A 25,752-nucleotide genomic window follows, 5' to 3' on the forward strand; every position below is an offset into this window, starting at 1 on the left:
GTGGCCGGGGTCGGCGTCCACCGACCGGGTGATCACCGACGCCAGTAGGCTGGGCGTATGTGGCAGGCCGAGGTACGTGTCGATCTGGACGCGATCCGTCAGAACGTGGCCCGGCTCCGGTCGGGCACCAGCGCCGAGCTGATGGCGGTGGTGAAGGGCGACGGGTACGGCCACGGCATGGTCCCGTCGGCGCGGGCCGCGCTCGACGCGGGGGCGGACTGGCTGGGGGTGTGCACCCTCGACGAGGCGTTGACGCTGCGCCGGGCCGGGATCACCGCGCCGGTGCTGGCCTGGCTGCTCGACCCGGGGCTGCCCCTGCACGAGGGGGTGGCGGCCGGGGTGGACCTGGCCGCCGCGAGCCTGTCCCAGCTCGCCGAGATGGTCGAGGCGGGCCGGGCGGCCGACCGGCCGGCCCGGCTGCACCTGAAGATCGACACCGGCCTGGCCCGGGGCGGGGCCACCGTCGCCGACTGGCCGACCCTGCTGGACGCCGCCGCGAAGGCCCAGGCCGACGGCCTGGTCGAGGTGGTCGGCGTGTGGAGCCACTTCGTGTACGCGGACTCGCCCGGCCACCCCACCACCGACCGGCAGTTGGCCGTCTTCCACGAAGGGCTGGCCATGGTCGAGCGGGCCGGGCTGCGCCCGCGCTACCGGCACCTGGCCAACTCCGCGGCCACCCTGACCCGCCCCGACACCCACTTCGACCTGGTCCGACCCGGGATCGCCGTGTACGGGCTGTCGCCGATCGCCGGTCAGCAGTTCGGGCTGCGTCGGGCGATGACCGCGCGGGCCCGGGTGATGCTCACCAAGCGGGTCCCCGCCGGCACCGGTGTGTCGTACGGCCACACCTACGCCACCGGGGCGGAGGCGAACCTGGCGGTGGTGCCGCTCGGCTACGCCGACGGGGTGCCCCGGCACGCCTCCAACGTCGGCCCGGTGCAGCTCGGCGGGAAGCGACGCACCATCTCCGGCCGGGTCTGCATGGACCAGTTCGTGCTCGACTGCGGCGACGACGAGGTGGCCGCCGGTGACGTGGCCACCCTCTTCGGCAGCGGCGACGACGGCATGCCCACCGCCGACGACTGGGCCGAGGCGGTCGGCACGATCAACTACGAGATCGTCACCCGGTTCGGCGGGGTCCGGGTGCCCCGGGTCTACGACGGTGAGCGGTCGTGAGCGCGGTCAGCCGGTTCCGGGTGCCCCGGCCGAGGACCGCCGCCGGCAGGGTCGCCGGCGTGGTCGGGGCCGCGGTGGGGGTGGCCGCCGCCGGGCTGGCCGCCGGGGTGGCCACCGAACGGGCCCTGGTCCGCCGGCTCAAGGCCGACCCGGCCGACCCGTACGCCGGGGAGGACTTCGGCGCGCAGCGCTACGACGAGGCGTACCGGCTGGAGTTGCCGGACGGCACCGACATCCACGTCGAGGTGGTCGAGCCGACCCGGCCGGTGCCGGGGCACCCGACCGTGGTGCTGGTGCACGGTTTCTGCCTGGACATGGGGACGTTCCACTTCCAGCGCAAGCTGCTCGCCGAGCGGGGCGACCACCGGATCGTCGCGTACGACCAGCCGGGGCACGGCCGGTCGGGACGGTTGGAGACCGGCGAGTACGACCTCGCCGCGCTCGGGCACACCCTGCGCAAGGTGATCGACGCGACCGCCCCGGAGGGGCCGTTGGTGCTGGTCGGGCACTCGATGGGCGGGATGACCATCATGGCGTTCGCCGAGGCGTACCCGGAGTTGTTCGGTGACCGGGTGGTCGGCACGGTGCTGATGGCCACGTCGGGCGGGTTGCTCGCCGAGACGAAGCTGGTCGCCCCGGCCCTGCTCGGCCGGGTCGGCTCGCCGGTGCTGTTCATGATGAACAACGCCACCCGGTACGGCGGGATCGTGATCGACCGGGCCCGCAGGTCGACGTCCAACGTGGCCTGGCTGCTGACCCGCCGCTACGGCTTCGGCACCCCGAAACCCAGCCCGGCCCTGGTGTCGTACGTGGAACGGATGAACTCCCGGACGTCGGCCGACACGGTGACCCGCTACCTGCGGACCCTGGCCACCCACTCCCGGTTCCCGGCGCTGGCCGCGCTGAGCGGCACACCGGTGCTGGTGGTGGTGGGCGACAAGGACATGATCACGCCGGTAATCCACTCGGACGAGATCGTCCGCCGGTTGCCGCACGCCGAATACCTCAAGATCCATGACAGTGGGCACGTGGTGATGCTGGAACACGCCGACGAGGTCAACGCCGCGCTGGAACGCTTCCTGGAGGCGTTGTGAGCGTGCGCGTCACGCTGCCCACGGTCGAGGACACGCACGCCTTCGGCCGCCGGCTCGCCGGGGTGCTGCGCGCCGGTGACCTGCTGCTGCTCACCGGCCCGCTGGGGGCCGGCAAGACCGCCCTCACCCAGGGGCTCGGCACCGGCCTGGGGGTACGCGGCGACGTCACCTCGCCGACCTTCGTGATCGCCCGGGTGCACCGGCCCGACCCGGCGCGCGGCGGCACGGTGGCCCTGGTGCACGCCGACGCGTACCGGTTGGGGGACGCGACCGACCCGCGCGCCGAGATCGACGACCTGGACCTGGACGCCTCGGTGGACGACTCGGTGACCGTGGTCGAGTGGGGTGAGGGCCTGGTCGAGCAGCTCGCCGACGCCCACCTGCGGGTACGCATCGACCGGCGCGACGACGACACCCGGGTGGTCGAGTTGGAGCCGGTGGGCGGGGACTGGGCGGACCGCCTGACCGCGCTGCGCTGATCCGGCCCTGGGGCGTGGGGTGTCGTACCCGCTGCCTAGAGTGCCGGGGACTTCGTTGTGAAAGGTTGCCGATGCCCGACGACACCCCCACCCTCGACCTGCTCGCACTGCTGCCGCAGGAGTGGCGTGCCGTGCTCACCCCGCACCTGGACCCGGCCCGGACGGCGGCGCTTGCCGAATTCGTGGCCCGCGAGTACGCCACCCAGACCGTCTTCCCGCCGCAGGAGGACCTCTTCTCCGCCTACCGGCTGTGCGGCCCGGAGCAGTGCCGGGTGCTGATCCTCGGCCAGGACCCGTACCACAAGGCGGGGCAGGCGCACGGGCTGAGCTTCAGCGTGCGCGAGGGGGTGTCCGTGCCGCCGTCGCTGCGCAACGTCTTCAAGGAGTTGAGCGAGGACCTCGGGGTGCCCAAGCCGCGCAGCGGCAACCTCGACGGGTGGGCGGCGCAGGGTGTGCTGCTGCTCAACGCGGTGCTCACCGTCCGGCAGGCCAGCCCCGGTTCGCACGGCAACAAGGGCTGGGAGGAGTTCACCGACGCGACCATCCGCGCCCTGGACGCCCGGGACGAGCCGGTGGTGTTCCTGCTCTGGGGCGGGTACGCCCGCAAGAAGGCGGCCCTGGTCACCAACCCCCGGCACGTGGTGCTGGAGGCCGGTCACCCGAGCCCGATGAACCCGCGTGGCTTCCTCGGCAGCCGCCCGTTCAGCGCCACCAACAAGGCCCTCGCCGACGCGGGCCTGCCCACGATCGACTGGGAGCGCTCGGCCGGCTGACCCGCCCGCCCACCCCTCGGCCACCGGCCGCCTCCCTCGGCCCGCTGCCCAGGGAGGCGGGTGGCCGAGGAGGTGGGTCGACTCAGGTGCGGTCGGCGGCCGAGCGTTGGCGGTGTCGGTGCAGCAGGGCGGCGGCCTGCGGGTCGGTCAGCTCCACCATGACCAGCGGGACCACCCGGTAGCTGCGGTCCCCGTGTCGCACCTCGATCGCCTCCGGGAACTCGTCGCACAGTTGGGCGCGGATCCCGCCGTACCGGGTCATCCAGTAGTGCTCGCCCGGCTCCTCCGGCTCCAGGTACAGTCCGCCGAACTCCCGCCACCTGGCGTTCCAGCGCTGCCCGTAGGCGGCTTCCAGCCAGGCGGTGAACCGGGCGGAGTCGCGCCACCGGACGGCGATCTCGACCGCGTCGACCGGTACCGGCGCGCCTTGGAGCAGCGCGGCGGTGCTGCCGGTCAGCAGGTGGGGCAACTCGCCCAGCCGGTCGAGCAGCCGGTCCAGCCCCAGCTCGTCGATCCGGTCGGCGAGCGGCCGCGCGGCAAGGGCGTCCATCTCGGCGTCGAGGTGGCTGTCGAGCGGCTGGGCTGTGACGGCGAGTTGCCGGCCGAGGGCGGCGAAGAGGCGCTCGACCAGATCGAGGCTCGGCACCCGCCCACCGCGCTCGACGCGGGCCACCGCGCTCTGACTCGTCCCTGCCCGATCCGCCAGTTGCTGCTGGGTGAGCCGCTGGACGCTGCGTTCCCGACGAAGCAGGGCGGCGATTTCCGTGGCGAGCCGACTACTCTCAGGCATCCCCGGATGATGATATGCCGGCAGTGAGCGGTATGCCTGTGGGTCATATTTATGACCCACAGGCATACCGCTCTACGTCGGATAGCACTCCCCGCCTGGCCGGCTCCCCATCCGGTGGTCCGTCGACGGGGCCAGGAGCCAAGGATCTTCTGTCGAAGACCAGAAGCCGAGGCAGCACCGACGGCCGGAGCCCAGGGGCGGTGGCAGGGGTGAGGACGGGAGCCGGGGCGGCGACAGGGGGTGGCCGAGAGCGAGGCGTGGGCCTGAGGGCGGAGCCGAAGGGCTGTTCCGAGGCAGAAGCGCGGGGCCGGGACCGGGACGATTCCGAGGTCGAGGAGCAGGACGAGCGCCCAGTATGAGAGCCCGGGCGGGGGCGAGCGCGCGGGATGAGAGCGCGGGCGGGGTGTGGCCGGGCGGCGCGGGTGGACGGCTAGGCTGGCTTACCGTGCTCGTACTGGTGGTGGACTCCTCGACCCCCGCGGTCACCGCGGCGCTGGCCGAGGTCACGGCGGACGGCGTCGCGCTGCGGGCGCACCGGTGCACGGTCGACGCCCGCGCCCACGGTGAACTGCTCGCCCCGCAGGTCGAGGCGGTGCTCGCCGACGTCGACGCCAGGCCGGCCGACCTCGGTGCGATCGTCGCCGGGCTCGGTCCCGGCCCTTTCACCGGGCTCCGGGTCGGGCTGGTCACCGCCGCCACCATGGGCCAGGTGCTCGGCATCCCCACGTACGGCGTCTGCTCGCTCGACGGCATCGGCCATCGCGGCCCGGTCCCGGCCGGCACTACCGGCGGCACGGCCGTGGGGGAGCAGCGGGTACTGGTCGCCGCCGACGCGCGGCGCAAGGAGGTCTACTGGGCGGTCTACGACGGCACCGGCCGGCGGATCGTCGGTCCGGAGGTGGACGCCCCGGCGGTCGCCGCCGCCCGCGCCCGGGAACTGGCCGTCACCGAGGCGGTCGGGGACGGCGCCCACCGCTACGCCGACGTGCTCGGCCTGCCGCTGCGCGCCGAACCCCGCTACCCCGAGGCCGCCGCGCTGGTCGCCCTGGCCGCCGAACGGATCCGGGCGGGTGCCCCCGGCGAGACGCTCACCCCGCTGTACCTGCGCCGGCCGGACGCGGTCGCGGCGACCAGCCGCAAGTCGGTGCTCCCGTGACGGTACGCATCGACCGGTTCCGCTGGTGGCACATCGCCGAGGTAATGCCGATCGAGGCGGACCTGTTCGGCCCCGAACAGTGGTCGCCGGCGATGTTCTGGAACGAGCTGGCCAGCGGCCGCCACTACCGGGTCGCCCTGGACGACGACGGGTCGCTGCTGGGCTACGCGGGCCTGGCCGTCGACCCGGGCGGCGAGTCGTGGGTGCAGAACATCGCGGTCCGCCGGGACGCCCAACGGCGCGGGATCGGCCGGGCGCTGCTGGAGGACCTGCTCGCGGAGACCGCCCGGCGCGGGGTCGGCAGCGTCCTGCTGGAGGTGGCCGTCGACAACGCCCCCGCCCAGCGGCTCTACGCGGGGTACGGGTTCGAGCCGATCGGCGTACGGCGGGGCTACTACCAACCGAGCAACACCGACGCGCTGGTCATGCGGCGCGACGCGGAACCGGGCGCGGACGGGACGGACCATGGCTGACGAACCGCTGATCCTCGGGATCGAGACCTCCTGCGACGAGACCGGGGTGGGCATCGTGCGCGGGCACACCCTGCTCGCCGACGCGCTGGCCTCCAGCGTGGACGAACACGCCCGGTTCGGCGGGGTGGTGCCCGAGGTGGCCAGTCGGGCCCACCTGGAGGCCATCGTGCCGACCATGGACCGGGCGCTGCGCGACGCGGGGGTGACCCTCGCCGACATCGACGCGATCGCGGTCACCTCCGGTCCCGGCCTGGCCGGGGCCCTTCTGGTCGGGGTGGCCGCCGCGAAGGGTTACGCGCTGGCCGCCGAGAAGCCGGTGTACGGGGTGAACCACCTGGCCGCCCACGTCGCGGTGGACACCCTGGAGCACGGTCCGCTACCCGCGCCGGCGATCGCCATGCTGGTCTCCGGTGGACACTCCTCACTGCTGCGCGTCGACGACCTGGCCCGAGGGGTGACCCCGCTGGGCGCGACCATCGACGACGCGGCCGGGGAGGCGTTCGACAAGGTGGCCCGGCTGCTCGGCCTGCCGTTCCCGGGCGGCCCGTACATCGACCGGGAGGCGCGGGCCGGCGACCCGGCGTCGATCGCCTTCCCGCGTGGCCTGACCGCCGCCAAGGATCTCGTCGCCCACCGCTACGACTTCTCCTTCTCCGGGCTGAAGACGGCGGTGGCCCGCTGGGTGGAGGGGCGGCGGCGGGCCGGCGAGCCGGTGCCGGTGGCCGACGTGGCGGCCGCCTTCCAGGAGGCGGTCTGCGACGTGCTCACCGGTAAGGCGCTGGCCGCCTGCCGGGAACACGGGATCGACACCCTGGTCATCGGCGGGGGAGTGGCGGCGAATTCGCGGCTGCGGGCGATGGCCGAGCAACGGGCGCAGCGGTACGGCATCCGGGTCCGCACGCCCCGACCGGGGCTGTGCACCGACAACGGGGCGATGGTCGCCGCGCTCGGGTCGCACCTGGTGGCCGCCGGGGTACGCCCGAGCCGGCTGGACCTACCCGCCGACTCGGCATTGCCACTGACCACGGTCAGCGTGTGAGGGGAGGGCCGACGTGATCGTACGGATGTGGGAGGCGCGGGCCGAGTCGTACGGCTTCGCCGACCTGATCACCTGGGTGTGCGAGACGGCGCTGCCGGAGTTCGAGCACGATCCGCTGCACCTGTCCAGCGAGGTCTTCTCCTCCACCGACCACCGGGTGGTGGTCATCTCGAAATGGCGCAGCAGCCCCCGGTCGCTGCCCGAGCCGCCGGCCACCCTGGTCGCCCGCCCGCCGCACACCTGGGACTTCACCCAGGTCGACCGCTGACCGGTCCGTCCCCGGCGGAGGGTGCGGAAAGCCCGACGGCCCGCCGGCGGTGGTGCCGCCTGCGGGCCGTCGGGTCAGGTGCGCCTGGTCAACTGCGGCGCGTGATCCGCCAGGTGGCGTAGCCGCCCGCGCCGAGCGCGAGCAGGAAGACCGCCCAGACGACCGTGGTGCTGATCGCGACCGACGGGCCGGCGGCACCGGCCTGGGCGGCGGCGACCAGCGAGTCGTTCTGCGCGGCCGGGATCGCGGCCGGCGGCATCTGCTGCCAGCGGACCAGCCCGGTGCTCTCCAGCATGGCCATGTGGTCGTTGACGAACTTGTTGGCCTCGTCGGCGAGCTTGCGGACGGTGTTGTCCCGGGTGCTGGCCCGGACCGCGCCGATCACCGGGAAGATCTTGCCGTGGGCCACCCGGAGCCGGGTCACGAAGATCTGGTCGAACTGAGCACCGGAGGCGTTCTGCATTTCGGTCAGCCACCCCTTCTGCTCGGTGGTGGGGTCGCTCGGCAGCGTCGCGCCCAGCTTGTTGGCGGCCTGCACCACCAGCTCGTCGAGGACGCCGTGCTGCCGGGCGATCTCCGCGCCGACCTCCCGCACCCGCGCGGACTGGCCCTTCTCGGCGGCCATCGTGCCGGCCGGCATCTCCCACAGGCCGGCCAACCGGACGCCGTTGAGCAGCGTCATGTCGGCGGCGTTCATCTGGTTGCCGGGTGCGGCGACCGCCATGCCGGGTAGCACGACCAGCCCGGCCAGGAAGGTGACGACCAGCACCGCCACCCGGTGGGTCCGGTTCCCTCGCCGACGACGTACGGAATCCAGCGGTGCCATGCTGCGGTGCCTCCTCGATCCGGGCCGACCTGTCCTGCCGGGCAGCGACCCGCCGGCTGCCCGTCCGTCCACTGGTACGGACTGTCGGGCCGATCAGTTCACCCGGCGGGGCGCGAGTCGGGAGGTTCCGTTCAGGCGGCGTCGAGCGGGTCGGCGAGGAGCCGTTCGAAGGCCAGCTCGGCCGCACCGACCAGGGCCGCGTCGTCGCCGAGTTTCGGGGTTCGCAGCCGGACATGTTCCAGGCAGGCGGGCAGCCCGGTCTCGTTGAGCCGGCTGCGGACCTGGGCGGCGGCGGCCAGGTAGAGGTCCCGCATCGTGCCGCCGAAGATGACCATCTCCGGGTTGAAGATGTTGACCAGGTTCGCCACCCCGAAGCCGAGCCAGTCCCCGGCGTGCCGTACGGCGGTCTGGGCGCGGGCGTCACCCCGGTCGGCGGCGTCGAACACGGCCAGCAGCGCGTCGCGGCCCCGGGCCTCGGAACGGCCGGCGGCCCGCAGCAGCCCGTACTCGCCGATCTGGGTCTCCCAGCAGCCCCGTGAGCCGCACTCGCAGGGGGTGCCGTCGCGCACCACCACCATGTGTCCGACCTCGCCGCCGTAGCCGCCGTGGCCGGTCAGCCGGCGGCCACCGGCGATGATGCCGGCACCGACGCCGACGTCCCCGTACAGGTAGATGACGTTGTCGCAGCCGGCGGCGACGCCCCGGGCGTGCTCGGCGAAGGCGGCGACGTCGGCCACGTTGCCCACCGTGACGGGCAGCTCGACGCCGAGTTCGACGGCGAGGGCGGCCCCGATCGGCTCGTCCACCCAGCCGGTGGTGGGGCCGAGCCGGACCAGCCCGTCGGCCCTGCGGACCATGCCGCAGACCGCGACGCCGGCACCGACGCAGATCGACTCCGGGGGCACCCGCTCCCGCATCTGCTTGAGGGCGCCGGCCAGCATCGGGACGGTCTCCCCGGCGTCCAGGTCACGCGGCCGGTCCAGGTCCCGGCGGTCGAGCACCTCGCCGCCGAGCCCGACCCGCGCGGCCCGCAGCCGGTCCACCTCGATCGAGTACGCGTACGCGTAGACCCGGTCGGACTCGGGCCGGACGACCAGCGACGGTCGTCCGGCCCGGCCGGTCTCCTTCGGTGTGCCCTCGCTGACCAGTCCGGCCCCGGCGAGGTCGGCGGTGAGCGCGCCGATGGTGCTGCGGTTGAGCCCGAGGGCGGTGGTGAGTTCCGCGCGGGAGGTGGCGCCGTGCACGTGGACGTGCCGGAGCAGCGCCCCGAGGTTCTGCCGTCGGATCTCGTCCTGGCTCGGTCCTACCCGCATCGTCGCTGGCACCCCATGTTCCGCCGCTGGAGTACGCGGATCAGCGCGTTCCGGAGGCGGCGGCGCGACGGCGCGACAGCGCGTCAACGCTGGCCGCGAGGAGCAGCACCACACCGGTGACGACGTACTTGACCCCGGCGCTGTAGCCCATCAGGCCCATGCCGTTGTCGATGACGGCGACCACCGCGCCACCGAGCACCGCGTCGAGGACCCGGCCCTTGCCGCCGAAGAGGCTGGTGCCGCCGATCACCGCCGCGCCGACGGCGTAGAGCAGCACGTTGCTGCCGCCGGTGTTCGGGTCGACCGAGTTGGCCCGGCTGGCCGCGACGATGCCGCCGACCGCCGCCATGGACGAGCAGATCACGAAGACCGAGATCCGGATCCGGTCGACGTTGATACCGGCCCGACGGGCGGCCTCCTTGTTGCCGCCGACGGCGTAGACGTGCCGGCCGTAGCTGGTGCGCTGGAGCACGAAGGTCCAGACGATCAGCAGCACCGCGATGACCGGCACCACGATCGGCACGCCCTTGAGCGAGTTGATCAGGACGTTGCGGCTGCGCTCCTGGTTGAGGATGTAGACCGCGATGCCGAGGATCAGGGTCAGACCGCCGATGCGGGCGAGCACCACCGCCATCGGGTCGGTGGTGAGCCCCCGGGACAGCCGCTTGCGGTGCCGCAGCAGTTGCACGGCGGCGTACCCGCCGATGGCGACGGCGGCCAGCGCCCAGCCGACGGCCGGGGGCAGGTTGCGGTTGGCGATCGCCACCAGCACCTCGTCGTTGACCGAGATGTTGGCGCCACCGCTGATCAGCATCAGCACGATGCCCTGGAAGGCGAGGAAGCCGGCCAGGGTGACCACGAACGACGGGATACCGATCTTGGCGACCAGGAAGCCGAGCACGGTGCCGATGACCACGCCGGTGATGATCGCCGCGAGCACGGCCACGTACCAGGGGTAGCCGGCCTTGGTGGCGACGTTGGCCAGGATGGCCGCGCACACCCCGCTGGCGAAGCCGGCGGAGAGGTCGATCTCGCCGAGCAGCAGGACGAAGACCAGCCCCATGGCGATCAGGGTGACCGCCGCGCCCTGGGTGAACAGGTTGGCGAAGTTGCCGGCGGTGAGGAACGACGGCCGCATGATCGAGAAGACGGTGCAGAGCACGATCAGCCCGAGTACGGCGGGCAGCGCGCCGATGTCGCCGCCGCGGACCCGGCTCCAGTAGCCGCGCAGGTGGCTGCCGACGGTCGGCGGCGGCGTGACCGCCGCCGGGCCTTCCTTGCGCACGGCGGTGGTGGTCATCGAACGCCTCCTGGAGTGGTGTCGGCGGGTCCCGCGCCGGTGCCGTTGCCGGCGGTGACCGGTTCGCCGGTGAGACCGAGGTTGCCGGAACGGCCGGCGGTGATCAACTCGACGACCTGCGAGTGGGTGATGTCGGTGGTCTTCACCTGGGCGACCATCTGGCCGAGGTAGAGCGCGGCGATCCGGTCGGAGACCGCGAAGACGTCGTTCATGTTGTGCGAGATCAGCACCACGGCCAGGCCCTTGTCGGCCAGCCGGCGGACCAGTTCGAGGACCTGGGCGGTCTGTGCCACGCCCAGCGCGGCGGTCGGCTCGTCGAGGATGACCAGCTTGCTGTTCCAGAGCACCGCCTTGGCGATGGCGACGGTCTGCCGCTGCCCGCCGGAGAGGCTGGAGACGTGCTGGCGCAGCGACTTCACCGTCCGTACGGAGAGCCCGGCGAGGGTCTCCGCGGCCATCTGCTCCATGATCGGCTCGTCGAGCACCAGCCCGCTGTGCTTCTCCCGGCCGAGGAACATGTTCTGCACGATGTCGAGGTTGTCGCAGAGCGCGAGGTCCTGGTAGACGACCTCGATGCCCAGGTTGGCGGCGTCCCGGGGGCTGGTGATGGTCACCGGTCGGCCGTCGAAGAGGAACTCGCCGGCGTCGGCCGGGTAGATGCCGCTGATGCACTTGACCAGGGTGGACTTGCCGGCGCCGTTGTCGCCGACCAGTGCGGTCACCTCTCCGGCGTGGGCGGCGAGGGCGACGTCGCGCAGGACCTGGACGGGACCGAAGCTCTTGTCGATCCCGCGCAGTTCCAGCAGGGGGGTCGCGGACACGGGGGTCTCCTTCGGACGGAGGGAAGATCTCGGAGCCCGTCCGGCGGCGAGCGCCGCCCGGCACGAGGTTCCGTGCCGGGCGGCGTCGCGTCGGCGGGGTACGACGCTCGTCGTACGGTCAGCTGATGCCGTTGGCGGTGCAGAGCGCGGCGTACGCGCCGGTGCAGAGCTTCGCCTTGTCGACGTAGCCGTCGGCCACGACGTCCTTGACGGTCGCCTTGTCGATCGCCTTCGGCTCCAGCAGCACGGACGGGACGTCCCGGCCGCTCTCCGGGTCCTTGACCGTCTGCCCGGTCTCCTTGCGCTCGCCCTTGGCCACGGCGATGGCCAGCTCGGCGGCCGCGTCGGCCTCCTTCTTGACGGCCTTGTAGACGGTCATGCACTGGTCACCGGCGAGGATGTTCTGCAGGCCGGTCACGTCGGCGTCCTGGCCGGTCACCGGGACCTTGCCGTTGAGCTTGTTCTTCTTCAGCACCGAGACGGCCGCGTTGCCGAGACCGTCGTTGGCGGAGAGCACACCGTCGATCTTGCCGCCGGTCTGGGTGAGCATCTGCTCGAAGATGGTGGCGGCCTGCGCCGGGTCCCAGTCCGGCACCGACTGGTCCGGGCCCTTGGTGTATTCCTTCGACTCGAACTTCGGCTTGAGCACCGAGTCGTAGCCGTTCTTGAACAGGGTGGCGTTGTTGTCGGTCGGCGAGCCGTTGAGGTAGGCGACCGTCGGGTTCTTGACGCCCTTCTCGGTCAGGCACTTGACCAGGCCCTCGCCCTGGAGCTTGCCGACGGCCTCGTTGTCGAAGCTGACGTAGTACTGCGCGGACCCGCCCAGGGTGAGCCGGTCGTAGTCGATCGTGGCGACACCCTGCGACTTCGCCTTGTCCAGCACGGCCTTGCCGGTGCCGGAGTCCAGGTTGACGATCATCAGGGTGGTGACCCCGCTGGTGATCATCTGGTCGGCGATGGTCTGGAAGGCGTTCTTGTCGTTCTGGGCGTTCTGGATGTCCGACTCGACACCGGCGGCGTCGAAGGCGGCCTTGAGGAACCTGCGGTCGGCGGTCTCCCAGCGGGCGGAGGACTTGCTGTCCGGCAGGATCACGCCGATCTTCGGCTTCTTGGCGGTGTCGCCGCCGGCCTCGTTGCTGCTGGAGTCGTCGCCGCAGGCGGCCATGCTGCCGGTGGCCAGCAGGCCCACGGCGGCGAAGGTGAGGAAGCCCTTGCGCATCTGCACGGGTCCTTTCGAGGGTGGGGGAGGAGTGGTCGGTGTTTTGTTGTGTCCGGCAACGTATTCCCGGCCGCGAGTCGGGCGCAAGACTGCCGAGGTCAGAAGTTTGTTGGCGGCGGTAACAATTCAGCAACGCGGTTGTCACCCCCGGGACACCCGCCCCGCAATCACGCTGCGTGTCCGGTCTGCAACCGGCCACCCGGGGTCGGTTCAGCCGGCGGCGATCCGCGCGGTGCCGGCGTCGGTGAGGGCCACCAGGTCCGCCGGGGCGAGCTGGAGCTGCAACCCCCGCCGGCCGGCCGACACGTAGACGGTGTCGTGGTCCAGCGCGGAGACGTCGACCACCGTCGGCAACCGTCGCCGCTGGCCCAGCGGGCTGATCCCGCCCCGCACGTAACCGGTGCTCCGCTCGGCGGCGGCCCGGTCGGCCAGCGCGGCCCGCTTGCCACCCAGCGCCGCGGCCAGCGCCTTGAGGTTCAGCTCGCCGGTGACCGGGACGACCGCCACCGCCAGCGCCCCGTCGACCTCGGCGACGAGCGTCTTGAACACCCGCTCCGGCGGCACGCCGAGCGCCGCCGCGACCAGCGCGCCGTAGTTCGGCGCGTCCGGGGCGACGTCGTACGGGTGGGTGCGGTGGGCGATCTTCCGCTTGGTCAGCAGCGCCGTCGCCGCGGTGGCCTGTCCCGCCATGCCGGACACGCTAGCCCGGCGGGCCCCCGTCCGCGACCGGTCGGCCGATCAGCACCGTCGGCGCCCCGGCCACCCGGGTCAGCACCAGGCTGGCCGGATTCTCCCCGGCCAGTCGCAGGTCCCGGCGCAGCTGCTCGGGCGACAACGCCGAGCCCCGCTTGAGGATCTCCACCCGGCCGACCCGGCGCTCCCGCAGCAGTGCGCGCAGCCGCTTCAGCGAGAACGGCAGCACGTCGACGATCTCCAGGCACCTGCCGAACGGGGTGGGGCGTGGGGCGTCCGCGTAGAGGTAGGCGATGCTCGGGTCGGCGAGCGTCGCGTCGAGGGTGTCGGCCAGTTCGGCGACCAGGTGCGCCCGGACCACCGCCGGGTCCGGGTCGTACAGGTAGCGCCGTACCGGCCCGACTCCCGCCTCGACGTCACCCGTGCCGGTCAGTTGGTGGCTCCGCTCCGGGGGGTCACCGGGGACGGCCGGCTGGTGGCCGTCGGTCGCCCCGGCACCGGGACCGGTGGGCCGGTCCCCGGGGGTCGCCGGGCCGCCCGCCGGTCGCTGCCGGTCGGCGGGCCCCGCCCGCAGCACGGTCGCCCGGCGGGGCACCCCGGCGAGCGGGCCGCCCCACAGGGCCGCCTCGACCAGGTCGCCGTCGACGCTGACCCACTCCGCCTCGGCGTCGGCCGGGATCCGGGCGTGGTCGATGCCGGGGGCCACCTTCACCACCGTGTGCGGCACCCGCGCGGCCAGCCCGGTGACGAAGTCCCACGGCGGCGAGTAGGCGTCCGGGTCGAAGATCCGCCGTCCGGTGCCGGCCCGCCGTCGGGCCGGATCGCAGAAGACCGCGTCGACCCGGGTCACGTCGAACGCCGTCGCGTCGCCGCACTCCACGGTGAACCGCCCGGCCAGTCCGGCGGCCTCGGCGTTCGCGGCGGCCAGCGCGGCGGTGACCGGGTCGGCCTCCACCCCGTACACCCGGATGCCGGCGCGGGCGGCGGCGAGCGCGTCGGCACCGAGGCCGCAACCCAGGTCGGCGAGGGTGCGCACCCCGGCGGCGGCCAGCCGGGCGGCCCGCCGGTCGGCGACCACCCGGCGGGTGGCCTGCTCCAGGCCGGGGCGGGTGAGGAACATCCCGGCCGCCTCCGGGCCGAACTTGCCGACCGCGCGGCGACGCAGCTCGGCCTGGGTCAGTGCGGCGGCGGCCAGCCCGGCCGGCACCCCGCGCGAGCGCAGCGCCGCGGCCGCGACCAGCGGGTCGCCGCCGGCCACCCCGGTCGCCGCGGCGAGCGCGGCCGACCCCTCGGCGGTACGCAGCGCGGCGAACTGGTCGAGATCCACCCGCCCATTGTCCGGTCCTCCTGGGAGATCGACTCAGGCGGGCCGATGTTGCGGTGTCCGAGCGGTGTCGTCACCGCAACATCGCCACCCTTGAGTTGATCATGGCGAGCGGCGACACGAAGGGCGGCAGATTGGCACTCTCCTTGACGGAGTGCTAGCCGAGGAATAACCTGCGATTAGCACTCTCACCCCGAGGGTGCCAGCGTTCGGGCCGTCCGGCCCGGGTGCTGAACGCCAGGCGGACCGGCACCCGCGACGACGGCCCCGCCCGGTGGCATGTGGCAGATTGACGCTGGTCGGACTCTCGGCCGGCAACGAAACCAAGTACCCCAGGAGGGTATGCCCGTGACTACCGCGACCAAGGTTGCGATCAAGCCGCTCGAGGACCGGATCGTGGTCCAGGCGAACGAGGCTGAGACCACCACGGCGTCGGGCATCGTGATCCCCGACACCGCCAAGGAGAAGCCGCAGGAGGGCACCGTCCTCGCCGTCGGCCCCGGCCGGATCGACGACAAGGGCAACCGCGTGCCGCTCGACGTCAATGTCGGCGACACCGTCCTCTACTCGAAGTACGGCGGCACCGAGATCAAGTACGCCGGCGAGGAGTACCTGGTGCTCTCCGCCCGCGACGTTCTCGCGGTCATCGAGAAGTAACCAACCGATTCCCGTGTCGTCGCCCCGGTCCGGCTCGCCGGGCCGGGGCGACGACGCTTCGAAGGGACATTCATGGCGAAGATCCTGAGCTTCTCGGACGACGCCCGGCACCTGCTGGAGCACGGTGTCAACGCCCTCGCGGACGCGGTCAAGGTCACCCTCGGCCCGCGCGGGCGCAACGTCGTCCTGGACAAGAAATTCGGTGCGCCCACGATCACCAACGATGGTGTGACCATCGCCAAGGAGATCGAGCTCACCAACCCGTACGAGAACCTCGGCGCGCAGCTGGTCAAGGAGGTGGCGACGAAGACCAACGACGTCGCCGGCGACGGGACCACCACCGCGACCGTGCTGGCCCAGGCCATGGTCCGCGAGGGCCTGCGCAACGTGGCCGCCGGGGCCAACCCGACCGGCCTCAAGCGGGGCGTCGACGCGGCGGCCACCAAGGTCTCCGAGTCGCTGCTCGGTCGGGCCGTCGAGGTGGCCGACAAGAAGGCGATCGCGCACGTCGCGACGATCTCGGCGCAGGACGCCACCATCGGTGAGCTGATCGCCGAGGCGATGGAGCGGGTCGGCCGTGACGGTGTCATCACCGTCGAGGAGGGCTCCACCCTCAGCACCGAGCTGGAGGTGACCGAGGGTCTCCAGTTCGACAAGGGCTTCATCTCGCCGAACTTCGTCACCGACTCGGAGTCGCAGGAGTCGGTGCTGGAGGACCCGTACATCCTCATCACCACGCAGAAGATCTCGGCGATCGAGGAGCTGCTGCCGCTGCTGGAGAAGGTTCTCCAGAACAACAAGCCGCTGCTGATCGTCGCCGAGGACGTCGAGGGCCAGGCGCTGTCCACCCTGGTGGTCAACGCGATCCGCAAGACCGTCAAGGTCTGCGCGGTCAAGGCCCCCGGCTTCGGTGACCGCCGCAAGGCGATGCTCCAGGACATGGCGATCCTGACCGGCGCCGAGCTGGTCGCCCCGGAGCTGGGCTACCGGCTCGACCAGGTCGGCCTGGAGGCGCTCGGCACCGCCCGGCGCGTCGTGGTCGACAAGGAGAACACCACGGTCGTCGACGGCGGCGGCAAGTCCGCCGAGGTCGCCGACCGGGTCGCCCAGATCCGCAAGGAGATCGAGGCGTCCGACTCCGACTGGGACCGGGAGAAGCTGGCCGAGCGGCTGGCGAAGCTCTCCGGTGGCATCGCGGTCATCAAGGCGGGCGCGGCGACCGAGGTCGAGATGAAGGAGCGCAAGCACCGCATCGAGGACGCGATCGCCGCCACCAAGGCCGCGGTCGAGGAGGGGACGGTTCCCGGCGGCGGTGCCGCGCTGGCCCAGATCCGCTCGGTGCTCGACGACGACCTCGGCCTGACCGGTGACGAGAAGGTCGGTGTCTCGATCGTGCGCAAGGCGCTGGTCGAGCCGCTGCGCTGGATCGCCCAGAACGCCGGCCACGACGGCTACGTGGTGGTGGAGAAGGTCGCCGGCCAGGACTGGGGCCAGGGCCTCGACGCCGCCCGGGGCGAGTACGTCGACCTGGTCAAGTCCGGCATCATCGACCCGGTGAAGGTGACCCGCAACGCGGTCACCAACGCCGCGTCGATCGCCGGCCTCCTGCTGACCACCGAGAGCCTGGTGGTCGAGAAGCCGGAGCAGCCGGAGCCGGCCGCCGCCGGTGGGCACGGCCACGGCCACGGTCACGGCCACCAGCACGGCCCGGGCTTCTGACCCGGTAGCACGCCAGGTCAGGGCGCACCGTCGTACTTCGGCGGTGCGCCCTGACGCGTACGGTGACCGCTGCTTACGGAACGGTGACGTGGTTGGCGGCCGGCCCGGTCGATCGACGACACTGGCCGGATGAGCACCACCCCCCGTGGCTTCGCCGCGCTGGCCGGGGTCACCGCCGCCGTGGTGGCCATCGGTGTCGCCGAGCCGGTCGCCGTCCTCACCGGTCCCCGCTCCGCCCCGCTGATCGCGGTCGGCGGGGTCGTGGTCGACACGGTCCCCGAGCCGCTCAAGCAGTTCGCCATCGAGGTCTTCGGCAGGTACGACAAGATCGCCCTGCTGGTCGGCACGGCGGTGCTGCTGGCGGCGTTCGCCGCCGGGATCGGTGTGCTCGCCGCGCGGCGGCTCGCGGTCGGGCTGGTGGGCATCGCGGCGTTCACCGGTCTCGGTGTCGCCGCCGCGCTCACCCGGGCCGGCGCGGATGCCGCCGATGCGCTCCCCGCCCTGGTCGGCGGGGGGTTGGGCGGGCTGGTGCTCTGGGCCTTCGTGGCCGGTCCCTGGCAGCTCGACCCGTGGCCCTGGCAGCCGCCCACCCCGCTGCCGGCCGCCCACCCCGGGCCGCCCCCGGTGCCCGGGACGTCGCCGGCCGCCGGGTCGCTTCCGGCCGGTGGGCCGCCGGTGGCCGGTCCAGCGGTGGACCGGGGCGACGGTGTGCCGGCCGCCGGGTCGACGGCGGGCGAACGCCGGGGGGCCGACGGGCCGGGTGCCCCTGCGGGTCCGGCCGGCGGGCCGCCCGTCGGCTGGGAGCCGTTGGAGTCGACCGACCCGGAGTCCCGGCGGCGGTTCCTGCGTGGTGCGGGCCTGCTCGCGGGCGTGGCGACCGTGGCGGGGCTGGGCGGGCACTGGCTCGCCGGGCGGCGGGGGGTGTCGGCGGCCCGGGAGGCGGTCGCGTTGCCCACCCCGTCGGCGGTGGCGCCGACGGTGCCGGCGGGGGCAGACCTGTCCCTGGCCCAGCTCGCCCCCTACACCACGCCGAACGGCGGCTTCTACCGGATCGACACGGCGCTGGTGGTGCCGCAGGTGGATCCGGAGACCTGGCGGCTGCGCATCCACGGTCGGGTGCGCAACCCGATCGAGTTGACCTTCGCCGAGTTGCTCGCCCGCCCGATGGTGGAGCGGTACGTCACCCTCGCCTGCGTCTCCAACGAGGTGGGTGGGGATCTGATCGGCAACGCCCGGTGGCTGGGCGTACCGATCCGGGAACTGCTCGACGAGGCGGAACCGGAGGAGGGGGCCGACCAGGTGGTCGGCCGCTCGGTCGACGGTTGGACCTGCGGCACCCCGACGGCGGCGCTGCGCGACGGGCGGGACGCCCTGCTGGCGGTGGGGATGAACGGCGAGCCGCTGCCCGTCGAGCACGGCTTCCCGGTGCGGATGGTGGTGCCGGGCCTCTACGGGTACGTGTCGGCCTGCAAGTGGGTGACCGAGCTGGAGCTGACCAGTTTCGCCGACTTCGACGCGTACTGGGTGCCGCGTGGCTGGTCGGCGCAGGGGCCGGTGAAGACGCAGTCGCGGATCGACACCCCCCGCGCGCGTAACCGGCTCACCACGGGCGAGGTGACGGTGGCCGGGGTGGCCTGGGCGCAGCACCGGGGGATCAGCCGGGTCGAGGTACGCGTCGACGGCGGCGCGTGGCAGGAGGCGACCCTCGCCCCGACGGTGTCGGTGGACACCTGGGTGCAGTGGTCGTGGCGGTGGGTGGCGACCCCGGGTGAGCACACCCTCCAGGTGCGGGCGACCGACCGGGACGGCGAGACGCAGACCCCGTTGACCGCGCCGGTCGCCCCGGACGGAGCGACCGGGTGGCACAGCGTCACAGTCACCGTGCGCTGATTCCTCATCAGCGTTAAGTCATCAAGATTGATCAATGTGCGGATAGCCGAAAATTCCACAGCGATATCGAGGGTTGAGGCTGTGGGAGCGCTCCCGTAACATACCTGACGCGACTGTTAACGTTAACCTAACAACGGCCACCACCAATGTGCAGGTCGCCATCCCGTCAGGAGGGTGTTTTATGTCCAGATCCAGATCGGCCAATGTCGGCCTGATCTCGGCCGGTGTCGCGTTGCTGGCGTCGGCGTCGGTAGTCACCGCGCTGCCCGCAGGCGCGGCGGCGGCGGGATGCTCGGTGAACTACACCGTCTCCTCGGAGTGGGGCGGTGGCTTCGGGGCCAACGTCGCCATCACCAACCTGGGCGACGCGCTGAGCAGTTGGACGCTGACCTGGTCCTTCGCCTCCGGGCAGTCGGTGACCCAGGCGTGGAACGCGACCGTGACGCAGAGCGGCTCGGCGGTGACCGCCAAGAACGTCAGCTACAACGGCGCGATCCCCACCAACGGCTCGGTGTCGTTCGGCTTCAACGGGGCCTGGACGTCCAGCAACCCCGTCCCGACGAGCTTCGCGCTCAACGGGGTGGCCTGCAACGGTGGCACGACGCCGACCAACCCGCCCACCACGCCGCCGACGACCGCGCCCCCCACCACCCCGCCCCCCACGACCCCGCCGCCGACCACGCCCCCGCCGACCACCCCGCCGCCGACGGGCAACTGCTCCCTGCCGACGTCCTACCGCTGGTCGTCGACCGGTCCGCTGGCGCAGCCGAAGGCCGGCTGGGCGTCACTCAAGGACTTCACCATCGCCCCCTACCAGGGCAAGCAGTTGGTGTACGCCACCACCCACAGCAGCAGCGCCACCGGCGGCTGGGGTTCGATGAACTTCGGCCTGGTCGACAACCTCAACCAGCTCGCCACGGCGCCCCAGAACACCATGAGCCAGAGCACCGTCGCGCCGTCGCTGTTCTACTTCGCGCCGAAGAACATCTGGATCCTCGCCCACCAGTGGGGCCCGACGTCGTTCTCGTACCGCACGTCGACCAACCCGGCCAACGCCAACGGCTGGTCGGCTGCGCAGACCCTGTCGACCGCGAAGATCACCGACTCCGGCACCGGCGTGATCGACCAGACGATCATCGGCGACGACCAGAACATGTACCTGTTCTTCGCCGGTGACAACGGCAAGATCTACCGCCAGATCATGCCGATCGGGAACTTCCCGGGCAGCTTCGGCTCCAGCTACACGACCATCATGAGCGACACCTCGGAGAACATCTTCGAGGCGCCGCAGGTCTACAAGGTCGCGGGCCGCAACCAGTACCTGATGATCATCGAGGCCCGGACCAGCTCCTGGGAGCGCTACTTCCGCTCGTTCACGGCGACCAGCCTGGGCGGCACCTGGACGCCGAACGCGACGACCTACAACAACCCGTTCGCGGGCAAGGCCAACAGCGGTGCCACCTGGACCAACGACATCAGCCACGGTGAGCTGCTGCGCACCAGCGCGGACCAGACGAACACGATCGACCCGTGCAACCTGCAACTGCTCTACCAGGGCCGCGCCACGAACTCGGGTGGTGACTACGGCCTCCTGCCCTACCGGCCGGGTCTGCTGACCCTGCAGCGCTGACGGCGTGACGCAGGTGCGACCCCGCTGTTCCTGACTCCCGCGACCGGCGGCGAAAGCCGTACCGGGTGAGCCGCACGACGGCTCGGAGCAGGATCGGGTGGAATGAAGGGGCGGGTCCGGCACAGCCGGGCCCGCCCCGCTTTTCGTACCTGCCGGCCCGGCGTCGGACCACGGGCCGGGAAACGACGAGGCCGCACTCCGATTTCCGGAGCGCGGCCTCGTCGAGGTGTGGCGGGTCGGTCAGGCGATCTTGCGCTGGGCCGGTACGGCGGTCTTGTGCGAAGCGCCGAGCCGGGCCTCCATGCGGGCGATGTCCACCCGGGTCTGCCGGCGGTCGGCCAGGTCCTCCCAGCCGAGGGCGAGCAGCCGCAGCCGCTCGGACTCGCTGAGGCCGCCCCAGACGCCGTACGGCTCCCGCACGGACAGGGCGTGCGCCGCGCATTCGGCCCGCACGGGGCAGGCCTGGCAGACGGACTTGGCGCCGGACTCCCGGCGCAGCCGGGACGAACCGCGCTCGCCGTCCGGGTGGAAGAACTGCGCGCTGTCCCGACCCCGACAGGCGCCGAGACGCTGCCAGTCCCACAGATCGACGATGGGTCCGGGCAGTCTACGTACGTTCGACATCAGCACCCCTCCTCCCGCGCGGCACCGCGGAGATCCTCGTTGAACCGGCGTCCGGGCTGTGGTCCGCGCTGGCGTACCCCGTTTCCGGCGTGGAGCCTCGGTACCCGAACCCTCGCCGACTCACACGTGTTGAGATCGAAAACCCGAAGCCTCCTGCGTCATATGACCCAAATGTCGGAAAAGTTCAGAGGATTGCCCGGAACCTCCTCCCCGGTGGACCCCGTCATGGTCTGCTCGTGTCCGGAGAGGAGACCACCGTGCGTACCGTTCTCGTATGCGTTCGGACACCGATCGCCGCGCAGCAGTTGACCAACGCGGCGGCGCGACTCGGCCTGGCCGCGGTCGTCCGGACAGCCGTCTCCGATCCCGAGGTGATGCTGCGGCTCGCCGAGCGCCCGGTCGACGTGGTGCTGGCCGACACGGCGCTCACCCGGCCGGACAGCGCCGGCTTCGTGCGCCGGGTGCTCGCCCGCGCCCCGCAGGCCGCGGTGCTGCTGCTCGGCACCGAGGAGTCGGAGGCGGCGGCGGCCACCATCAGCGCCGGGGCCCGGGGCCTGATCCAGGGTGCCGACCACGACCTGACCAGCGCGGTGGCGAAGGCGTTGCTGCTGCTCGCAGCGCCCGGCCGGTCCGCCCGGCACCGGGTCGCCGACCCCGCCCGGGACACCGCCGCGGTCGGCGCGCCCCCGCGACCCGGTCGCCCGCCCGCGCCGGGCTGGTCGCCGCCGCCGGCCGACGGTACGCCCGGCGCGCCGTCGGTGGTGCCCGTGCAACGCGGCGACGACGAGGTCGAGGGGGAGTCGGAGGGCACGCCGGCCGAGCCGGCCCCGGCCACCGGGTTGCCGCGTCCGACCTCCGGCGCCCGCGCCGGCCGGACCTCGGTCGGGCTGACCGAACGCGAACTCCAGGTGCTGCTCGGCATGGCCGAGGGCAAGAGCAACGCGGAGATCGGCCGGGAGTTGTTCGTCTCGGAGGACACCGTCAAGACGCACGCCCGGCGGCTGTTCCGCAAGCTCGGCGCGCGGGACCGGGCGCACGCGGTGGCCGCCGGCTTCCGCGCCGGCCTGGTCGCCTGACCGCCCCCGCCCCGGCGGTGGCGAGCCGGGTCGGCCCGGGGGTCAGTCGTCGGAGTCGGTGTCGTCGCCCGCGGACTCGGTGAGCGTGTCGTGCACCCCGTCGGCGTAGCCCCGGGCGTAGTCCCAGGTGACGTAGTGGTCCGGGTCGGGATCGTAGGCCGGCTCGTGCACCCGGGGTCGACCCGAGCTGAGCAGGTGCCGCAGGTTGCCCCGGAGCAGGTCCCAGTCGAAGTAGTGCGGCTCGCGACAGTCCTCGCACTCGATGACCAGCCCGCGTACCCCGATCGGGGACAGCAGGGCCTGGTAGATCTCCAGGTCGGCGAGGTCTTCCAGCACGTCCTGCCGCTCGACCTCGGTCAGCGGGTCGAGCGGGGCGTCGTCGCCCGGATCGTCCAGCCCCGCAGCCGGATCGGCCGGGTCGCCGTTGAACGGGTCGATGGGCTCGTCGTGCACCCCCTCACCGTAGACCCAACCCTCGCCGCACGCGCCCCCCGGCGGTCGCTGTGGCGTCGCCGACCCCGACCGGTCGCCGGCGAGGGCCGCCCTGCTCAGTGGGTACGATGAGACGACTCGCCGTCACCCCGGCGTGCGCCGGTTGCCGCGCGCGCCGCCTCGCTGAATCCCGTCCGAGCAGCTCAGGGGAGCAATCGTGGAGAATTCGCCCAGCACCGATCTTCCTGCCGGCACCGATCTTCCGGCCGGTGTCGACAGCGGCGAGTGGGGCGGCCACCTGCCGGAGCTGCCCGCCGGGTCGGCGCGGGTGGTGCCGCTCGGCCTGACCTTCGACGACGTGCTGCTCCAGCCCGGCGAGTCGGACGTGGTGCCCAGCCGGGTGAACACCCGCACCCGGCTCACCCGCAACGTGGAGCTGTCCATCCCGCTGCTGTCCAGCGCGATGGACACCGTCACCGAGGCCCGGATGGCGATCGCGATGGCCCGCCAGGGCGGCATCGGCGTGCTGCACCGCAACCTCTCCCTGGAGGACCAGGCGCTCCAGGTCGACCTGGTCAAGCGCTCCGAGTCCGGCATGATCACCAACCCGGTGACGGCCAGCCCCGAGGACACCCTGCGTGAGGTCGACGAGCTGTGCGGCCGTTACCGCATCTCCGGCGTCCCGGTGGTCGACGGCGAGGGCCAGCTCGTGGGCATCGTCACCAACCGGGACATGCGGTTCGTCTCCGACCCGGCCACCCCGGTCCACGCGATCATGACCCGGACGCCGCTGGTCACCGCCCCGGTGGGGGTGAGCAAGGACGACGCGCTCTCCCTGCTGCGCCAGCACAAGGTCGAGAAGCTGCCGATCGTGGACGACTCGGGGCGGCTGCGCGGGCTGATCACCGTCAAGGACTTCACCAAGAGCGAGCAGTACCCGGACGCCACCAAGGACGACGCCGGCCGGCTGCGGGTCGCCGCCGCCATCGGCGTCGGCGAGGACGCCTACAAGCGGGCCCGGACCCTGGTCGACGCGGGTGTCGACGTGCTGATCGTGGACACCGCGCACGGCCACCAGCGGGCCGTGCTGGACATGGTCCGCCGGCTCAAGGCCGACGTGACGATCGACATCGTGGGCGGCAACGTGGCCACCTACGCCGGGGCGAAGGCCCTGGTCGACGCCGGTGCCGACGGCGTCAAGGTGGGGGTCGGCCCGGGTGCCATCTGCACCACCCGGATCGTCGCCGGGGTCGGCGTCCCGCAGGTGACCGCGATCATGGAGGCGGCCCGCGCGGCCCGTCCGGCAGGCGTCCCGGTGATCGGCGACGGCGGCATCCAGTATTCGGGTGACATCGCCAAGGCCCTGGTGGCCGGTGCCGACACGGTGATGCTCGGCAGCCTGCTGGCCGGCTGCGAGGAGAGCCCCGGCGAGCTGATCTTCGTCAACGGCAAGCAGTTCAAGGCGTACCGGGGGATGGGCTCGCTGGGCGCGATGCAGTCCCGGGGCCAGGCCAAGTCGTACAGCAAGGACCGCTACTTCCAGCAGGACGTGCTCAGCGACGACAAGCTGGTGCCGGAGGGCGTGGAGGGCCAGGTGCCCTACCGGGGGCCGCTGTCCCGGGTGGCCCACCAGCTCGTCGGCGGGCTGCGGCTGGCGATGGGGTACGCCGGGGCGGAGAACATCCCCGACCTGCACCACCGGGGCCAGCTCATCCGGATCACGGCGGCCGGGCTCAAGGAGAGCCACCCGCACGACATCCAGATGACCGTCGAGGCCCCCAACTACCACACCCGCTGACCCACCACCCCAAACCACCTGGAGTCCCTCATGCGTGACGTGGTCGAGATCGGGCTGGGCAAGACCGCGCAGCGCGGCTACCACCTGGACGACATCGCCATCGTGCCCAGCCGGCGGACCAGGGACGTCGACGACGTCTCCACCGGCTGGCAGCTCGACGCCTACCAGTTCGACATCCCCTGCGTCGCCCACCCGTCGGACGCCACCATGAGCCCCGCCTCGGCCGTGCGGCTCGGGCAGCTCGGCGGCCTGGGCGTGCTCAACGTCGAGGGCCTCTGGACCCGCTACGAGAACCCGACCAAGGTGCTGGAGGAGCTGGCCGGGCTGGGCGAGGACGCCCGCGCGACCAAGCGGCTCCAGGAGGTCTACGCCGAGCCGATCCGCCCCGACCTGATCGCCGAGCGGGTCCGCGAGCTGCGGGCCGGCGGCAGCACGGTGGCCGTGCGGGTGTCCCCGCAGCACACCCTCGCGCTGGCCCCGGTGATCCTCGACGCGGGCGTCGACATCCTGGTCATCCAGGGCACCATCGTCTCGGCCGAGCACGTCTCGACCACCGACGAGCCGCTGAACCTCAAGGAGTTCATCGCCGACCTCGACCTGCCGGTGGTCGTCGGCGGCTGCACCGACTACAAGACGGCGCTGCACCTGATGCGTACCGGTGCGGCCGGGGTGATCGTCGGCATCGGCGGTGACGACTGGTCGACCAGCGAGTCGGTGCTCGGCATCCGGGTGCCGATGGCCACCGCGATCGCCGACGCCGCCGCGGCCCGCCGCGACTACCTCGACGAGACCGGTGGACGCTACGTGCACCTCATCGCCGACGGCGACATCCAGACCTCCGGCGACATCGCCAAGGCGCTCGGCTGCGGCGCGGACGCGGTGATGCTCGGCGAGCCGCTGTCGCTGTGCGAGGAGGCCCCGGCCGGCGGCGCCTGGTGGCACTCGGCGGCCAGCCACCCGTCCCTGCCGCGTGGTGCGTTCGAGGTGGCCGGCGAACCGCTCGGGGAGATGGAGCGGCTGCTGTTCGGCCCCGCCGACGAGCCGGACGGCCAGCTCAACCTGTTCGGTGGGCTGCGTCGCGCGATGGCCAAGTGCGGCTACCGCGACCTGAAGGAGTTCCAGCGGGTCGGGCTGGTCCTCGACCGCTGACCCGGGTCCGTCGCGGCCGGCCGGCCCCACCAT

General features: G+C 72.6%; 25 protein-coding genes. 15 read left to right on the forward strand and 10 right to left on the reverse strand.

Going from position 1 to position 25,752, the window contains the following annotated elements; translation table 11 throughout:
* Positions 1–57: 57 nt before the first annotated feature.
* The 4 genes from alr to ung all read left to right on the forward strand — a co-directional run bounded on the left by alr (position 58) and on the right by ung (position 3,522).
* Positions 58–1,176: an alanine racemase gene (alr, locus tag ACN265_RS02855; RefSeq protein WP_204924900.1), complete on the forward strand. Its 1,119-nt coding sequence runs from the start codon at positions 58–60 to the stop codon at positions 1,174–1,176.
* Positions 1,173–2,270, forward strand: a complete 1,098-nt coding sequence (locus ACN265_RS02860) for an alpha/beta fold hydrolase (RefSeq protein ID WP_204924901.1) — start codon at positions 1,173–1,175, stop codon at positions 2,268–2,270. Before alr ends, ACN265_RS02860 begins: the two co-directional genes overlap by 4 nt.
* A complete protein-coding gene (gene tsaE, locus ACN265_RS02865; RefSeq protein WP_421405939.1) occupies positions 2,267–2,749 on the forward strand; it encodes a tRNA (adenosine(37)-N6)-threonylcarbamoyltransferase complex ATPase subunit type 1 TsaE in 483 nt (160 codons plus the stop codon). Before ACN265_RS02860 ends, tsaE begins: the two co-directional genes overlap by 4 nt.
* Positions 2,750–2,820: 71 nt before the next feature.
* Positions 2,821–3,522: a uracil-DNA glycosylase gene (gene ung / locus ACN265_RS02870; RefSeq protein WP_204924903.1), complete on the forward strand. Its 702-nt coding sequence runs from the start codon at positions 2,821–2,823 to the stop codon at positions 3,520–3,522.
* A gap of 82 nt (positions 3,523–3,604) precedes the next feature.
* On the opposite strand, the gene ACN265_RS02875 is transcribed toward ung, so the two are convergent.
* Positions 3,605–4,312: a helix-turn-helix domain-containing protein gene (locus ACN265_RS02875; protein ID WP_421405940.1), complete on the reverse strand. Its 708-nt coding sequence runs from the start codon at positions 4,310–4,312 to the stop codon at positions 3,605–3,607.
* 445 nt (positions 4,313–4,757) lie between these two features.
* Here ACN265_RS02875 and tsaB point away from each other — a divergent pair, with 445 nt between their 5' ends.
* From tsaB to ACN265_RS02895, 4 genes are read left to right on the forward strand one after another with little or no spacing between them, the layout of a single operon-like run.
* Entirely contained in the window at positions 4,758–5,468 is a 711-nt protein-coding gene (gene tsaB / locus ACN265_RS02880; RefSeq protein ID WP_421405941.1) for a tRNA (adenosine(37)-N6)-threonylcarbamoyltransferase complex dimerization subunit type 1 TsaB, read from the forward strand.
* A 44-nt stretch (positions 5,469–5,512) separates the two neighbouring features.
* Positions 5,513–5,941, forward strand: coding sequence for a ribosomal protein S18-alanine N-acetyltransferase (gene rimI / locus ACN265_RS02885; RefSeq protein ID WP_421411333.1), 429 nt, complete (start codon positions 5,513–5,515; stop codon positions 5,939–5,941).
* A complete protein-coding gene (gene tsaD / locus ACN265_RS02890; protein WP_357926470.1) occupies positions 5,934–6,980 on the forward strand; it encodes a tRNA (adenosine(37)-N6)-threonylcarbamoyltransferase complex transferase subunit TsaD in 1,047 nt (348 codons plus the stop codon). The genes rimI and tsaD overlap by 8 nt, the downstream gene beginning before the upstream one ends.
* 13 nt (positions 6,981–6,993) lie before the next feature.
* A complete protein-coding gene (locus tag ACN265_RS02895; protein WP_204924907.1) occupies positions 6,994–7,248 on the forward strand; it encodes a hypothetical protein in 255 nt (84 codons plus the stop codon).
* A gap of 88 nt (positions 7,249–7,336) precedes the next feature.
* Here the strand turns inward: ACN265_RS02895 and ACN265_RS02900 are convergent, their stop codons facing one another.
* The 7 genes from ACN265_RS02900 to ACN265_RS02930 all read right to left on the reverse strand — a co-directional run bounded on the left by ACN265_RS02900 (position 7,337) and on the right by ACN265_RS02930 (position 14,747).
* Complete coding sequence (locus ACN265_RS02900; RefSeq protein ID WP_204924908.1) at positions 7,337–8,074, reverse strand: DUF4142 domain-containing protein; 738 nt, start codon at positions 8,072–8,074, stop codon at positions 7,337–7,339.
* A gap of 131 nt (positions 8,075–8,205) precedes the next feature.
* On the reverse strand, positions 8,206–9,387 hold the full coding sequence (locus tag ACN265_RS02905) for an ROK family protein (RefSeq protein WP_204924909.1): 1,182 nt from the start codon (positions 9,385–9,387) through the stop codon (positions 8,206–8,208).
* Positions 9,388–9,427: 40 nt separating this feature from the next.
* Positions 9,428–10,687 (reverse strand): sugar ABC transporter permease, encoded by a 1,260-nt coding sequence (locus tag ACN265_RS02910; protein ID WP_357926474.1) that lies wholly within the window; start codon positions 10,685–10,687, stop codon positions 9,428–9,430.
* A complete protein-coding gene (locus tag ACN265_RS02915; protein WP_204924911.1) occupies positions 10,684–11,508 on the reverse strand; it encodes an ATP-binding cassette domain-containing protein in 825 nt (274 codons plus the stop codon). Before ACN265_RS02915 ends, ACN265_RS02910 begins: the two co-directional genes overlap by 4 nt.
* A 118-nt stretch (positions 11,509–11,626) precedes the next feature.
* Entirely contained in the window at positions 11,627–12,727 is a 1,101-nt protein-coding gene (locus tag ACN265_RS02920; RefSeq protein WP_204924912.1) for a sugar ABC transporter substrate-binding protein, read from the reverse strand.
* A gap of 210 nt (positions 12,728–12,937) precedes the next feature.
* Entirely contained in the window at positions 12,938–13,417 is a 480-nt protein-coding gene (ybaK, locus tag ACN265_RS02925; RefSeq protein WP_377687223.1) for a Cys-tRNA(Pro) deacylase, read from the reverse strand.
* A gap of 10 nt (positions 13,418–13,427) precedes the next feature.
* Positions 13,428–14,747: a THUMP-like domain-containing protein gene (locus ACN265_RS02930; protein WP_420117501.1), complete on the reverse strand. Its 1,320-nt coding sequence runs from the start codon at positions 14,745–14,747 to the stop codon at positions 13,428–13,430.
* A 339-nt stretch (positions 14,748–15,086) separates the two neighbouring features.
* Between ACN265_RS02930 and groES the strand changes: the two genes are divergently transcribed.
* From groES to ACN265_RS02950, 4 genes are all read left to right on the forward strand, one after another.
* Positions 15,087–15,401, forward strand: a complete 315-nt coding sequence (groES, locus tag ACN265_RS02935) for a co-chaperone GroES (RefSeq protein WP_204924915.1) — start codon at positions 15,087–15,089, stop codon at positions 15,399–15,401.
* 72 nt (positions 15,402–15,473) lie between these two features.
* Positions 15,474–17,120 (forward strand): chaperonin GroEL, encoded by a 1,647-nt coding sequence (gene groL, locus ACN265_RS02940; RefSeq protein WP_204924916.1) that lies wholly within the window; start codon positions 15,474–15,476, stop codon positions 17,118–17,120.
* Between the two features lie 129 nt (positions 17,121–17,249).
* Positions 17,250–19,010, forward strand: a complete 1,761-nt coding sequence (locus ACN265_RS02945; RefSeq protein ID WP_421405942.1) for a molybdopterin-dependent oxidoreductase — start codon at positions 17,250–17,252, stop codon at positions 19,008–19,010.
* 181 nt (positions 19,011–19,191) lie between these two features.
* On the forward strand, positions 19,192–20,640 hold the full coding sequence (locus ACN265_RS02950; RefSeq protein WP_420117974.1) for a non-reducing end alpha-L-arabinofuranosidase family hydrolase: 1,449 nt from the start codon (positions 19,192–19,194) through the stop codon (positions 20,638–20,640).
* A 240-nt stretch (positions 20,641–20,880) separates the two neighbouring features.
* Here ACN265_RS02950 and ACN265_RS02955 read toward each other — a convergent pair whose 3' ends face one another.
* Complete coding sequence (locus ACN265_RS02955; RefSeq protein WP_088645816.1) at positions 20,881–21,264, reverse strand: WhiB family transcriptional regulator; 384 nt, start codon at positions 21,262–21,264, stop codon at positions 20,881–20,883.
* Between the two features lie 257 nt (positions 21,265–21,521).
* Between ACN265_RS02955 and ACN265_RS02960 the strand changes: the two genes are divergently transcribed.
* Entirely contained in the window at positions 21,522–22,340 is an 819-nt protein-coding gene (locus ACN265_RS02960) for a response regulator transcription factor (RefSeq protein ID WP_421405943.1), read from the forward strand.
* 42 nt (positions 22,341–22,382) lie between these two features.
* Here the strand turns inward: ACN265_RS02960 and ACN265_RS02965 are convergent, their stop codons facing one another.
* Entirely contained in the window at positions 22,383–22,793 is a 411-nt protein-coding gene (locus ACN265_RS02965; RefSeq protein ID WP_088645783.1) for a DUF5319 domain-containing protein, read from the reverse strand.
* Between the two features lie 196 nt (positions 22,794–22,989).
* Between ACN265_RS02965 and guaB the strand changes: the two genes are divergently transcribed.
* On the forward strand, positions 22,990–24,570 hold the full coding sequence (gene guaB / locus ACN265_RS02970; RefSeq protein WP_204924920.1) for an IMP dehydrogenase: 1,581 nt from the start codon (positions 22,990–22,992) through the stop codon (positions 24,568–24,570).
* Positions 24,571–24,600: 30 nt separating this feature from the next.
* A complete protein-coding gene (locus tag ACN265_RS02975) occupies positions 24,601–25,719 on the forward strand; it encodes a GuaB3 family IMP dehydrogenase-related protein (RefSeq protein WP_204924921.1) in 1,119 nt (372 codons plus the stop codon).
* Positions 25,720–25,752 lie beyond the last annotated feature (33 nt).

This window comes from Micromonospora sp. WMMD730 (assembly GCF_049178955.1).
Classification (GTDB): Bacteria; Actinomycetota; Actinomycetes; order Mycobacteriales; family Micromonosporaceae; genus Micromonospora; species Micromonospora wenchangensis.